This is a genomic window from Streptacidiphilus sp. MAP12-33, assembly GCF_041261265.1.
In the GTDB taxonomy this organism is placed as follows: Bacteria; Actinomycetota; Actinomycetes; order Streptomycetales; family Streptomycetaceae; genus Streptacidiphilus.
This window is the reverse complement of the sequence record NZ_JBGCCA010000073.1, coordinates 1-11,981: the sequence shown is the minus strand read 5'-3', so window position 1 is coordinate 11,981 and position 11,981 is coordinate 1. Positions and strand designations below refer to the sequence as shown.

Below are 11,981 nucleotides of genomic sequence, written 5' to 3'. Positions count from 1 at the left end.
TCGGCTCGCGCCCTGAAGATCGGCCCCCGGACCCACTCGAAGTGAACGCCGGGGCGCAGTACTTGCTCGCCGCCCTTCGCGTCCCATTAGGCGTACTCCGCCCGCAGCACCCGCACCTACCTGCGCAAACGCCAGGTCAAGGCGGTGATCCCGGAGAAGGACGACCAGGCCGCCAACCGCAAGAAGAAGGGCCGCAGCGGCGGTCGGCCCGTCAGTCACGACGCGGATCTCTATCGCGACCGCAACACCGTCGAGCGCGCCATCAACAAGATCAAGAACTGGCGAGGCCTGGCCACCCGCTACGACAAGACCCCAACCAGCTACGAAGCCGGCCTGCACCTGTGCGGCGCCGTCATTTGGCTCCGCAGCCTGAAACCGGCATCATGATCCGAATGCAGAACAGACCCTACGACTGGGCGGCGATCCGGCTGCGGGCCGTGGCGGAGTACGACTACCAGGGCGAGACTCTGGTCCGGGCACGCTGGGCGATGGCCCGCCGCAGCATCGCCAAGCCGGACGAGATTGCCTACTACCTCGCCTACGCGCCGCCGGAGACGACCGTCCAGGAGTTGGTGCGGATTGCGGGGATGCGGTGGGCGATCGAGGAGTGCTTTCAGGCCGCGAAGAACGAGTGCGGTCTGGATCAGTACGAGGTCCGCCGTTACACCGGCTGGATGCGGCACATCACGCTTGCCATGCTCGCGCACGCGTTCTTGGCCGCGATGGCGGCCGCCGCGGCGTCAAAAGGGGTTGCAGAAACGGTTCCGGCACCCTGGTCGACCTCACCGTGGCGGAGATCCGCAGGCTCCTGGCAGTTGGCCGCACCAGGGGGCCACGTCCGCCACGGTGCTCGCCCCGCACTCACGCGCTGAACTGGTCAGCATGGCGCCGACGCCGACAAGCCGTCGCCCGCCGCTGCCATTTTCAGCGTCGGCTGCACACCTTCGAGGGGCGGTCCCATCAAGACCGCCCCTGACCCGCAACCCGCCCACTACACTCACCACGCGAGCCTCTGAGCAGGCAAAACACCGAAGTCCTGCTGGAGTACTAGTTCGGCCGGCACCAGTCACACGGCGTCGAACTCGGCCCAGACGAACTTGCCGTCGGGCAGCGGGGTGGTCCCCCATCGTGCGCTCAGTCTGCGGACCACCAGAAGTCCATGACCGCCCGGCCGCGCGGGATCCTCCGACTCCCGCGCGGCCGGGCGCACGTGACTGAGATCGCTCACCCCGACGACCAGCCGCGTCGGGTCGATGTCGAGCACCAGTTCCACTGCCCCACCGCCATGGACCACGGCGTTGGACACGAGCTCGGAGACGACCAGCAGGACGTCCTCGACGGCCTCCTGCGCGTCGGGGCCGGCCCAATCGGCCCAGCCCCACTCGGTCACGACACCCCGACTGAAGTCACGGGCCGCCCCGACCACGCCCGACGGGCCACCGAGACGGAGCCGCCGCACCTGGTGGGCGGTGCGCCGGCCGGTCTCGGGCCTCGCCTCCCGGCCGGTCACGTGTCCACCCGGGCGGTGTCCAGATCCGGGTAGGTCTCGAAGACCTCCGCCGCTCCGGTCACCGTGAGAAGGCGCTGGAGCTGCGGGCCGACAGCGACCAGCCCGAAGCGCCCGCCCGCCTCGTCTGCGCTCAGACGCGCCCGGAGGAGGGCGTTAAGCCCGGTGGAGTCGCAGAAGCCGAGCTCACCGCAGTCCAGCAGGACTCTGGAGACCTTTGCCTGTACCAGTCGATCAAGCGCTGAGGCCAGCGCGCCGACGGAGTCGTGGTCGAGCTCGCCGGCCACGGTGACGACCCCGGTGCCCGGCCCGACGGCAACCGCCACCCTGAGCCGGCCCGACTCCACCGCCGGCCCGCCCGGCTGCGGCTGCGGCTGCTCGGTCATGCTGGACGTCTCCCAGCTGCTCGCGAAGTGTCCTTATCATCGATGCGCGCTGCCCACGGCCGCCCACGTCGGCCGACGGGCGACACGGCGTGAGCGCGCAGGCGAAGCACGTTCGACGCTACCGCCGGTTCGACGGAGGCGCTCCCTCTCGGCCGGCTCCGCCCCGGCCGGCAGGGCCGGATTCCAGTGGGACTTCTCCACCTTCGACGCGATCACCGGTCAGTGGGACGCCCACGAGAGTGAGGCGATGGCCGACCGGCCGGAGCGGCCGGTCGAACGGTTCGCCCGCCGGTCGACGTTTCGCGGGGCCTTGCGGAGGCGGTCCGCAAGGCCCCGCGGTCAGGTGCGCGTGGAGGCATGAGGTCCTCCGGGGCAGGGCGCACCACGCGTTGGTGAGCCAACCCCCTGCGGATGTTTACGACGGGCTCCTGTGCTACCAGCGGTACCAGCGGCCACGGCCGCCCGCGCGCTCGCCGCGGAAGACGAATCCGAGCAGCCACACGGCCAGAACGACCAGCGCGATCCACCACAGCACGTGCAGGGCAAAGCCTGCTCCGCCCAGCACCAGCGCCAGGAGCAGGACAACGATCAAGAGAACCATGAGGGGACACTTCCTTTGCTTCGTTTGGCGGGTGACCTCACGCGCCCATTCGAACCGGGTCGGCTCAGTGGCCGTGGGATCCGTAGGGGCTGCCGAGCGTGGTGCGGTACGTGCTCCTCGCCGGCGCCGACGCATCGAGCCGGGGTCGGTCGCGCCTGGCGAGACCGCCCGCGGGGCTCAGTGCTTGAAAGCGTCCTTGATCTTGGCGCCGGCCTGCTTGGTGTCGCCCTTGACCTGGTCGGTGCGACCCTCGGCCTCCAGGGCGCGGTCACCGGTGGCGCGGCCGACGGCCTTCTTGGCGCCTCCCTTGACCGTTTCGGCCTTGTGGGCGACCTTCTTGGCGATGCTCATGGCGTTGCCCTTCGTTTCTCGGTGATTCTGTTCGCACGTGACGGCCGAGCACTGAAGCCCGGCGATTCATGGCGTGCTGGTCGTGGCTGGGGCGGTGCCCCATCAGGTGCCGGCGGAGACTCCTGCTCGTCGGCCCGCTCGGCTTCGCCGGTGCGTGTACCCAACGATTCGGCGCGGACACGTCGGATGGTGCGAAGAAGCCCGTCCCGCTGGTCCGCGACCGCGTCACCCTCCTGACCCGCGCTCTCGGCCTGAGACCGGGCGGCCTCTCCGCGGAGACCTGCGCCGTGCGACCCCATGCCCGGCCCGGTCAACCGCGCGGGTGTCCGGCTCGCCGGCGTGTGGGGCGGCTTTCTGCGGGCACACGCCCGAAGGACCGGAGCCGTTGAGGCCGATAGGCGGGAGGAACGTCGATGTCAGCCCAGCACGAGAAGGCAGCCTCCGATCCGGTGCCGCCCAGCGGTGGGCCGCCCGGCATCGGAGGCCGGCTGCCGTGAACGGCTTCGAACGCGCGATCCGCGGACTCGACGGCTGGCAGCGGCGCCGGCGAGCACCGGGGTTCGTCCTCGGGGTGATCCGAAAGTACGGAGACGACCGCGGCGGGCAACTCTCCGCCCTGATCACCTACTACGGTTTCGCCGCCCTGTTCCCGCTGCTCCTGCTGCTGACCACGGCGCTGGGATTCGCCCTGCGGGGCGATCCCGGGCTACAGAACAGCGTGCTGAACTCGGCGCTGGCCGACTTCCCCGTGATCGGCGATCAGCTCCGCGGCAACGTCCACTCGCTCCAGGGGAGCGTCCTCGCGGTGTCGCTCGGCTGCCTCGGGCTGCTGTACGGCTCCCTGGGGGTGGCCCAGAGCCTGCAGTTCGCCATGGCGCAGGTGTGGAACATCCCCAACGTGCGGCGCCCTGGCTACTGGCCGCGGATGGTCCGCTCGCTGTTCCTGATCCTTGCGCTCGGACTCGGACTCCTGCTGGTCTCGACGGCAACCGGCCTGCTTACCGGCGTCTCCGGCCCCGGGACGCTGATCACCGTACTCGGACTGCTGGGTTCGGTGCTCCTGAACACGGCCCTGTACGTGGGCTGCTTCCGCATTCTCACCCCCGCCGAGATCCCCCTGCGCCGCCTTCTGCCCGGATGCCTGGTCGCCGGCCCGTGCTGGACGGCACTCCAGGCCTTCGGCGGAGCCCTGGTCGCACACGCGCTGCGCCACAGCACGCAGGTGTACGGCTTCTTCGGTACGGTGCTCGGCCTGCTCTGGTGGCTCTACCTCGGTGCCCAACTCTCGATCTACGCCGCCGAGGTGAACGTCGTGACGATGCGGCGGCTGTGGCCGCGCTCGCTCCTGCAACCGCCGCTGACCCGCGCGGACGAGCGCGTGCTCGACGCGATCGCGCGTCAGGAGCTCAGGCGCCCCGAACAACGGGTCGACAGCAGCTTCCGGTCCCCCGAGGAGGACGGAGGCCGGGGTGGACCCTTGCCGGGCACGTCGCGGAACGGCTCGGCGCCCAACAGCGCGGTGGAGCGGGGACCCGGGACGCCGGGACCGGAGCAGGATGGTTAGCCCCGTTCCACTGAGTGCGTGCGTGTACGGCGCGGCGAGCAGGGCAGACGCGTCGTACGGAGCCCGTCCCACACCCATACCCTGTGAACGACGGCGATTTTCCCCACCCTGAACGCCGCGAAATGGGACATGGGGATCGCGGCGTCGCGACCGCCGCTCCCATGGGGACGACGGTCGCGCACCTGGCATCCCGACGGCGCCAGAGGTTCCCGGGCCGCCCGGTGGCTGTTCCACTACGAACTCGAGGAGTTCCCCGGCCTGGGCAGCCTGACCACGTACACCGTCCAGGCCGAGGACGGACGGCTCGGCACCGTCCTTCGGACCGTGGACGCACCCGGAACCGGGCTGCTCATGGTGAACACCGGCCCCTGGATCTTCGGCGGACTGCTGGCGGTGCCCGCCGGTCTGATCGCCGACGTGGACCGCGACACGGGGACCGTCCGTGTCGCCGGGGCCAAGAAGCACCTGCGACGCGCCCCCGACTACCGGGCCGACACCCCCGAAGCCCTCGCCGACTACCGCACCAGGACCGCGGACTACTTCGGCCCTCTCGGCCTGGCGCAACGCCTCACCCCATGACCCGACGGCGCGACCGTAACCCCAGCCGCGCCCCGACAGGCCCTCCGGGCGTGTGGAGCCCGCCTCGAACAGGGCCGAGCGGGGGGCGTGGGGTCCGCCGCCGTTTGCGCGGCGAGCACGGCGGTTACGCGCTCGCTATGGAGACCACCGCTGCCGTGACCGCCGCCGACGTCCTCGACGCCCGGCCCGTGCGCCGGGCCCTCGACTCGCTCGACGGGTTGACGTGGCTCGATCCGCTCGTGGCGCTGGTCCGTCGCGGCGTGACCGTCACCGCACTGGACCCGGTCCGGGACGCGCTGCGCGGGGAGTGGCTGGGGCATCGGCTGCATCCAGCCCTGGTCCAGGTCCCGATCGGCTGCTGGTCCAGCGCCGCCGTGCTCGACCTCTTCCCCGGCGAGCGGCGCGCGTCGAGCGGCCTGATCGCGCTGGGGCTGCTGAGCGTTCCGCCCACCGCCCTGACGGGCTGGGTCGACTGGGCCGATCTGCCGCCGCAGCGGCAGCGCGCCGGGCTGGTCCACGCCGCAGCCAACCTCACCGCGAGCGCCCTCTACACGGCTTCGCTGTGCGCGCGGCTGCGCGGCCGCTGGGCACGCGGGCGGGCGCTGGCATGGTCCGGGCTGGCGGTCGCCGGCGTCGGCGGCGCGATCGGCGGGCACCTCGCCCACCGGGAGCCGAGCGACGCGCACGAGGCAGGCCCTGTGGATGCGGGTGCCGGCGCGGAGGTCTGACGGGACGGCTCCGGGCGACCGCCCGATGCCTGTGCCCGGCCGCGGAGACCCCGCCGCGGAGACCCCGGCGCGCCCGGCCCGTCCAGGTCCGGGGTCGCGCGGGAAGGGTGTCCCCTGAGGTGTCGTCGCCGCGCTCGTGGGGCATCAGCTCAGTCCGGGCGCGACCGCCCGGAGCTGCAAGGAGTAGCACCATGGTCACACAAAGGCAGAAGCCGCTCTCTCTGAGCTGCGCCTACGACGCCGCGCTGGACCACTTCGGCCGGCTCGTCCGAGGCGTCGAGCCCGACCGGTGGGGCGAGCCGACACCCTGCCGGTTGTGGACGGTGCGCGATCTGGTCAACCACGTCACGGTGGAACACCTGTGGCTTCCTGTCCTGCTCGCGGGCACCCCGGCCACCGGCGTCGGCGACAGCCTGGACGGGGATCACCTCGGCACCGACCCGGTGCTCGCCTTCAAGCGGGCCGCCGCCGGGGCCCAGGACGCCGTCCACGAGCTCCACGCCCTGGACGGCACGGTACGGCTGTGGTCCGGCCCCGCCCCGGCCCGGCACCTGGTCAGCCAGCTGACCATGGACACCGTGGTCCACAGTTGGGACCTGGCTCGGGCGACCGGTGCGGACGAGCGTCTGCCCGCCCCGTTGATCGCCTTCGCGCTCCAGGAACTGTTCGGGTACGCCGACCGGCTCGCTGGCTCCGGCCTGTTCGACCCGCCGCTGCCCGTCCCGGAGGGCGCCGACCCGCAGACCCGGCTGCTTGCCCTCACCGGCCGCGCTCGTGTGTCGAGTTCGAGTCGTTAGGCTCTGGGACATGGCTGTTCGGCGGATGGACAACGTCGCGATCGTCGTCGACGACCTGGACGCGGCTGTCGCCTTCTTCGCCGCGCTCGGCTTGGAGCTGGAGGGCAAGGCGGAGATCGAAGGCCTCTTTGCGGACCGCACCGTCGGACTCGACGGTGTCCGGAGCGACATCGCGATGATGCGGACTCCGGACGGCCACAGCAAGCTGGAGCTGACCAAGTACCACAGCCCAGCGGCATCCGACGCCGAGCCGCGGAACCCTCCGCCCAACACGCTGGGCCTGCATCGCGTCATGTTCGCCGTCGACGACATCGACCACACCGTCGCCCGCCTGTGCGCCCACGGGGCCGAACTCCTCGGCGATGTCGCGCGGTACGAGAACGTCTTCCGCCTCTGCTACCTCCGCGGCCCCGCAGGCATCATCGTCGCCCTGGCCGAGCAGATCGGCTGACGCCGGGCGCGCGGCCGCGGGTGCACGGCGCGGCACCGGCCGTCGTCATGTCCCGGTCGGCCCCGCGTCGTTGGGTGGGTCGCTCACCGCGCCGTCCACCGCACCGTCGCCATCGACAACGTGGGCGCTCGGCCGGCTCGGCTGCTCCGTGGTGAGCAGCGCCAGAAGGTCGGCGACGGTGGGGCCGACGTCAGCGGGGTGGCGCAGCGGGCTGGCGGCGGTGACCTGGTACCTGTTGGTGCGGCCGACGCGGGTGTGGGCCAGGTAGCCGCCCTGTTCCAGGTCGGTGATGATGCGCTGGACCGCGCGCTCGGTGAGCAGGCAGCGCGTGGCGATGTCCCGCACCCGCACACCCGGGTCCCGGGATATCTGCACGAGAACCCGGGCGTGGTTGGTGAGGAAAGTCCACGTCGCGCGGGGACCTGGCACGTGCTCCATGTTCGCCATCTTACGACTGTGATTTCACGCTTTGTGAAGAGCGACAATCTTTTCGTGTAAATCTTGACAGCTTGCCTGACCTGGGCAGAGCCTGGTGTTCGACATCCGATCGTGCGCCCCTGGCTGTCCCGCCGGTGCACGCGCGTCCCTGCCATGCGGAGGAGGGCGATCCCGATGAACAGGAGCGAACTGACCCGGCTCGCCGCCTTTCTGCGATCCCGTCTCGGCGCACCTCCTCTCGCCGGGCCGGCAGGGCCGGCAGGCGACCAAGGCCTCCTTCGGCTGAGCGGCCACGGTCGCGCGGCGGCTGGACGGGTGAATCCGCGGCTGGACACGGTCGAGCGAGCCGTCCTGGGCTTGGACGCCTACCTGCACATGGCCGAGGAGCATCCCGAACTGCCGAGCCTGCGCTCGGAGGAACAGCGTGTCCTGGCCTTGTGGCAGGAGCTGCAGGACATCGCGGCCGAGTGGGACGACCATCCCGACCACCCGTCCACCCCACCGAGGACCACGCGGCCGGCCCAGCTTGGCGGACAGCGCCGTCCCGCCGAGGCACTCACGCGTGGTTCGAGCACTCCAACAGCCTCGTGTCACCGCGAGCTCCGCACCGATGGCGTATTGGTCTACACCATGACCGGTGACCTCGACATGAGTGCAGCGGATGCCCTCACCTTCGACGCCCCCTTGGACGCCGTCCGCGCCGTCGTGGTCGATCTGGCTGCCGTCACCTTCTTCGACTCCACAGGACTGAACGCACTCCTGCACCTGCGCGCGGCGGCCCTGGAGCACGCACTCACCGTCCACCTGGCCGCCGTGCCCCCACAGACCGCACGCGTCCTGGACATCACCGACGTCGCCCCGCTGTTCCCCACCCATCCCAGCCGCGAAGCGGCCCTGGCGGCAGTCGGCATGCCCGGCTGAGCTGCCGGCAGAAGGCCGAGCAGAAGGGCACACCGCTGATCGCGGTACTGGGAGGGCGTCAGTCGGGTGTCTCCTGAGGGCGGGGCTCCCCCGGCTCCGGCACGGCCGGGTCCGAGGTCGGCCCCGGCCCGCCCGGCCGCGGTGGCTCCGGCGGGGGAACCGGGGTGCCTGGCGGCGCCGGGGGATCCGGCGTCACCGGAGGATCCGCGGGTGCGGGCGGTGACGGCGGCTCAGGCGGCGATGCGGGGGCGGCGTCGGGGTCGTGCGGCACGGGAACGGTCCCCATGATCGTGGGCTCCTATCGGCCGAGGGCGCTTTCCAGCTGCTTCTTGTTCATCTTCGAACGGCCGTGGATGTTGCGCTGCCTGGCCTCGTTGTACAGCTGCTCGTAGGTGCGGCCTCGGGCACCGCTGTGCGACCGGAGACCCCCGCGCCGCGAGGAGGAGATGTCCTGGACCGAACTGCGGCTGGCGGTCTTCGACTCCCCGTGCCGGGCCCGTTCCTTGTTCACCGTACGAGCGGCGATCTCCTCGGCGCGCTCCTCGCTCTCACCGCGTTCCAGCACGCTGTCCTTGATGTGCTCGTACTGCCGCTCCCGTTTGGGACTCGATCCGCGTGGCATGGTCACACCGTCCTTGTCCGATGGCTGTGGGGCACGCCTACCCCGCATCCGTGCCGCAAACCCGGGCGAGAGGCCGCCGGACACGCTCCCTCCGGTCCGGAAGCGGTGAGCGCGCGGTCGACTGCAAGGAAACGTAGCCTCGAGGCCTCGGGATCGGGCGCGGGAGGCGGCGGATGGGCAACGATCACAGGCAGGCCCTGCGCGGAGCCGGAGCCGGAGCCGTAGCCGGGCAGTCGGCACGGCGATGACGGATCAGGGCCCGGACAACTACTACACGGTCTCCGCGGAGTTCTACGACATCCTGCAAGCCGAGACCGACCGGCGCCTCGCCGAGCGGCGCTTCGCCGATGCCGCCGCCCGGGCCCGCCGCGCCGTCCTGGACATCGGCGCGGGCACCGGCGTCGTCACCGCGGTGGTGCTCGCCGCCTCGGCCGTGCCCGTCCACGCCGTCGAACCCGCGGTCGCCATGCGCTCCGCCCTGCTGTCGCGCCTGGCCCACCTGGGGGCGGACCAGCGTGCCCGGGTCACCGTCCATCCCGAACCGCTCGACGCGGCGGACCTGAGCGAGGTCGCGGACCTGGCCATCGCCTCCAACATCATCGCCTGCCTGGAGCCCACCACCAGGCGCGCCACCTGGAGGGCGATCGCGGCCGCACTGCTCCCGGACGGCCTCCTGCTCTTCGACCCGCCGCCTGTCCGGCTCCCGGACGTCTCCCGGACGACAGCGCGGCTCGGGCCGGTGCGGCTCGGGCCGGACCTCTACAGCGCGGACGTCACCGAGCTCCCCGACCGGGGGATCCTGCGCGTGGTCTTCACCTACCGGGTGGAGCGGCAGGGGCGCCTTCAGCGTGAGGAACACGACTGCTTCGAGATGTGGCCCGCAGCGCCCGAGCTGCTCGCGGGCGAACTTCAGGACGCGGGCCTTCAAGTCGTGCGAGCTCCCAGCGCCGACCTCATGGCGGCACGCCGTCCGCGCGGGTGAGCTGGTCGCCGGGAAGCCGGCTCGGCACCCTGCTCGGGGTGCGCGCAGCGGCTTCGGCCCGGAAGACTGGTGCCAACGGTGGTGAGCGTGTGCTCAGGAATCGGCGGTGCCCGGATGACAACGTGGGACGGCCCCGTACGTCGGATGCTGGTCGACCTGCTGGCGAGCAGCCACCTCATGCCTCTGGAGATCCTGCCCGAGTCCCTGCACCGCTGCGCCACCCCCGCCGGGTTTCCGACCGTGCTCGTGTACGTGTCGGACCTGGAGCTGCGCAGTCTGCAGCTGCTCACCGGCAAGGGACCGGATGCCGGCCAGGATCCCGGGGATGATCCGGCGGAGTTGCGGATCGACGGCACCCTGGCGGGACGCGCCTACCAGACCGGGGAGATCCTCCCAGCCGGCCCGGTGCGGGACGACGGCGTCCGCGCCTGGTGGATTCCCATGCTGAACGGCACCGAACGCCTGGGAGTACTCAAGGTCTGCACCTCCAGGGAGGACGACATGGTGCGTGAGGACGCCGACGCGCTGGCCGCACTCACCGCTCTGGTCATCGTGAGCAAGCGGGACCGCAGCGACTCATACGCCCGGCTCACGCGGACCGAGCCCATGGCGGTCGGCGCGGAGATGCAATGGCACCTCATGCCGCCGCGCACCTACGCCGACGGCCGGGTCGTCATCGCGGCAGCTCTGGAGCCCGCCTATCAGGTCAGCGGCGACGCATACGACTACGCGACGTCCGGAACCCACGTCCATCTGTCGATCTTCGACGCCATGGGCCACGACACGGCGGCCGGGCTCACCGCGAATCTGGCCATGGCCACCTGCAGGAACTCCCGGCGCCAGGGATACGGTCTGGTCGAGACCAGCGAACGGATCGAGGCCGACCTGATCGAGCAGTTCCACCGCCGTCGCTACACCACCGGCATCCTCGCCGACCTGGACACCGACACCGGCGTGCTCACCTTCGTCAACCGCGGCCACCACCTCCCTCTGATCATCCGGGCCGGTCGCTGGACCAGTCGCCTGCGGTGCGCGCCGGCCCACCCCATGGGCACCGACCTCGGCCTGCCTGTCCATCTGTGCCGCGAACAACTGGAACCCGGCGACCGGATCGTGCTCTACACCGACGGCATCACCGAGGCCCGACGGGCAGGCGGTCCGGAGTTCGGCCTCGCCCGGTTCGTGGAGCTCCTCATCCGCCACCACGCCGACGGGCTACCGGTCCCCGAGACCCTTCGCCGCGTCGTCCACGCCGTCCTGGACCACCATCAAGGACAGCTCCAGGACGACGCCACCGTCCTGTTCTGCGAATGGCTGGGACCGGACACCCGGCCCTCCGCACAGGCCGCGCACCTGACCGGACTGCCCCCTGAGGGCTCCCGGACGCACTCCCGCATGCCCGGGCCGGACGCCGACCCCCGGTGAGATCGCGATTTCCTCGAACGCTTTCGGATGTTAGGTCCAGGTTCGTGGGGGCACACGCACCAGCGTCCGTACGAAACCGAGTGAAACGAGGACCGGCATGAGCATGGTGCAGGAGTCCGTGGAGGTCGAGGTTCCGCTGCACACCGCCTACAACCAGTGGACCCAGTTCGAGGACTTTCCCCGGTTCATGGAGGGAGTGGAGGAGGTCACCCAGATCGACGCGCGGCACAACCACTGGCGCACCAGCGTCGGTGGGGCGACACGCGAGTTCGACACCGAGATCGTGGACCAGCTGCCCGATCAGAAGATCGCCTGGCGCACCATCGGCGGGGATGTCCGGCAGATGGGGGTGGTGACGTTCGAGCCCCTCGACGCCCGGCGCACCGCCGTCCGACTGGCCATCGCCTTCGAGCCGGAGGGCGTGGCGGAAAGGGCCGCCGACATGCTGGGAATGGTCGACCGGCGCGTCAAAGGCGACCTTCGGCGCTTCAAGTCCTTCGTCGAGGATCGCGGCGTGGAGAGCGGGGCGTGGCGGGGCCGGATCACGCCCGCCTGACCCCACGACCGGAGGTGCCGACCCGATCGGGTCGGCACCTGGGGTCGTGGGGTCAGGCGGGCGTGATCCGGCC

Annotated in this window: 15 protein-coding genes and 2 pseudogenes; 11 read left to right on the top strand and 6 right to left on the bottom strand. The window is 71.2% G+C overall.

The window, feature by feature from the left end; all coding sequences use genetic code 11:
• Nucleotides 1-90: 90 nt before the first annotated feature.
• Both ABH931_RS39410 and ABH931_RS39405 read left to right on the top strand, forming a co-directional pair.
• A pseudogene (locus ABH931_RS39410) lies at nt 91-387 on the top strand (transposase); the annotation flags it as partial.
• Between the two features lie 182 nt (nt 388-569).
• Nucleotides 570-872 (top strand): annotated as a pseudogene (locus ABH931_RS39405) (IS701 family transposase); the annotation flags it as partial.
• Between the two features lie 194 nt (nt 873-1,066).
• Here ABH931_RS39405 and ABH931_RS39400 read toward each other — a convergent pair.
• The 4 genes from ABH931_RS39400 to ABH931_RS39385 all read right to left on the bottom strand — a co-directional run bounded on the left by ABH931_RS39400 (nt 1,067) and on the right by ABH931_RS39385 (nt 2,845).
• The gene (locus ABH931_RS39400; protein ID WP_370124775.1) at nt 1,067-1,510 is read right to left on the bottom strand and encodes an ATP-binding protein; all 444 of its coding nucleotides are present in this window, start codon (nt 1,508-1,510) and stop codon (nt 1,067-1,069) included.
• A complete protein-coding gene (locus ABH931_RS39395; protein ID WP_370124773.1) occupies nt 1,507-1,893 on the bottom strand; it encodes an STAS domain-containing protein in 387 nt (128 codons plus the stop codon). The genes ABH931_RS39400 and ABH931_RS39395 overlap by 4 nt, the downstream gene beginning before the upstream one ends.
• A gap of 433 nt (nt 1,894-2,326) precedes the next feature.
• Nucleotides 2,327-2,494: a hydrophobic protein gene (locus tag ABH931_RS39390; RefSeq protein ID WP_370124771.1), complete on the bottom strand. Its 168-nt coding sequence runs from the start codon at nt 2,492-2,494 to the stop codon at nt 2,327-2,329.
• Nucleotides 2,495-2,671: 177 nt separating this feature from the next.
• Complete coding sequence (locus tag ABH931_RS39385) at nt 2,672-2,845, bottom strand: CsbD family protein (protein ID WP_075003746.1); 174 nt, start codon at nt 2,843-2,845, stop codon at nt 2,672-2,674.
• Between the two features lie 493 nt (nt 2,846-3,338).
• Between ABH931_RS39385 and ABH931_RS39380 the strand changes: the two genes are divergently transcribed.
• The 5 genes from ABH931_RS39380 (at nt 3,339) to ABH931_RS39360 (ending at nt 6,964) form a co-directional block, all read left to right on the top strand.
• On the top strand, nt 3,339-4,409 hold the full coding sequence (locus tag ABH931_RS39380) for a YhjD/YihY/BrkB family envelope integrity protein (protein ID WP_370124769.1): 1,071 nt from the start codon (nt 3,339-3,341) through the stop codon (nt 4,407-4,409).
• A 129-nt stretch (nt 4,410-4,538) separates the two neighbouring features.
• Nucleotides 4,539-4,988 (top strand): hypothetical protein, encoded by a 450-nt coding sequence (locus ABH931_RS39375; protein ID WP_370124767.1) that lies wholly within the window; start codon nt 4,539-4,541, stop codon nt 4,986-4,988.
• A 137-nt stretch (nt 4,989-5,125) separates the two neighbouring features.
• Nucleotides 5,126-5,716 (top strand): DUF2231 domain-containing protein, encoded by a 591-nt coding sequence (locus ABH931_RS39370; protein ID WP_370124765.1) that lies wholly within the window; start codon nt 5,126-5,128, stop codon nt 5,714-5,716.
• Nucleotides 5,717-5,907: 191 nt separating this feature from the next.
• Nucleotides 5,908-6,513: a TIGR03086 family metal-binding protein gene (locus tag ABH931_RS39365; protein ID WP_370124763.1), complete on the top strand. Its 606-nt coding sequence runs from the start codon at nt 5,908-5,910 to the stop codon at nt 6,511-6,513.
• A 10-nt stretch (nt 6,514-6,523) separates the two neighbouring features.
• Nucleotides 6,524-6,964, top strand: coding sequence for a VOC family protein (locus tag ABH931_RS39360; protein ID WP_370124761.1), 441 nt, complete (start codon nt 6,524-6,526; stop codon nt 6,962-6,964).
• Nucleotides 6,965-7,009: 45 nt separating this feature from the next.
• On the opposite strand, the gene ABH931_RS39355 is transcribed toward ABH931_RS39360, so the two are convergent.
• Nucleotides 7,010-7,411 (bottom strand): helix-turn-helix transcriptional regulator, encoded by a 402-nt coding sequence (locus ABH931_RS39355; protein ID WP_370124759.1) that lies wholly within the window; start codon nt 7,409-7,411, stop codon nt 7,010-7,012.
• 306 nt (nt 7,412-7,717) lie between these two features.
• Between ABH931_RS39355 and ABH931_RS39350 the strand changes: the two genes are divergently transcribed.
• Nucleotides 7,718-8,323 (top strand): STAS domain-containing protein, encoded by a 606-nt coding sequence (locus ABH931_RS39350; protein WP_370124757.1) that lies wholly within the window; start codon nt 7,718-7,720, stop codon nt 8,321-8,323.
• 298 nt (nt 8,324-8,621) lie between these two features.
• On the opposite strand, the gene ABH931_RS39345 is transcribed toward ABH931_RS39350, so the two are convergent.
• Nucleotides 8,622-8,945, bottom strand: coding sequence for a plasmid stabilization protein (locus ABH931_RS39345; RefSeq protein WP_370124755.1), 324 nt, complete (start codon nt 8,943-8,945; stop codon nt 8,622-8,624).
• 244 nt (nt 8,946-9,189) lie between these two features.
• Here ABH931_RS39345 and ABH931_RS39340 point away from each other — a divergent pair, with 244 nt between their 5' ends.
• The 3 genes from ABH931_RS39340 to ABH931_RS39330 all read left to right on the top strand — a co-directional run bounded on the left by ABH931_RS39340 (nt 9,190) and on the right by ABH931_RS39330 (nt 11,908).
• On the top strand, nt 9,190-9,927 hold the full coding sequence (locus ABH931_RS39340; RefSeq protein WP_370124753.1) for a class I SAM-dependent methyltransferase: 738 nt from the start codon (nt 9,190-9,192) through the stop codon (nt 9,925-9,927).
• A gap of 114 nt (nt 9,928-10,041) precedes the next feature.
• Complete coding sequence (locus ABH931_RS39335; protein WP_370124751.1) at nt 10,042-11,352, top strand: PP2C family protein-serine/threonine phosphatase; 1,311 nt, start codon at nt 10,042-10,044, stop codon at nt 11,350-11,352.
• A gap of 97 nt (nt 11,353-11,449) precedes the next feature.
• Entirely contained in the window at nt 11,450-11,908 is a 459-nt protein-coding gene (locus ABH931_RS39330; protein ID WP_370124749.1) for an SRPBCC family protein, read from the top strand.
• Nucleotides 11,909-11,981 lie beyond the last annotated feature (73 nt).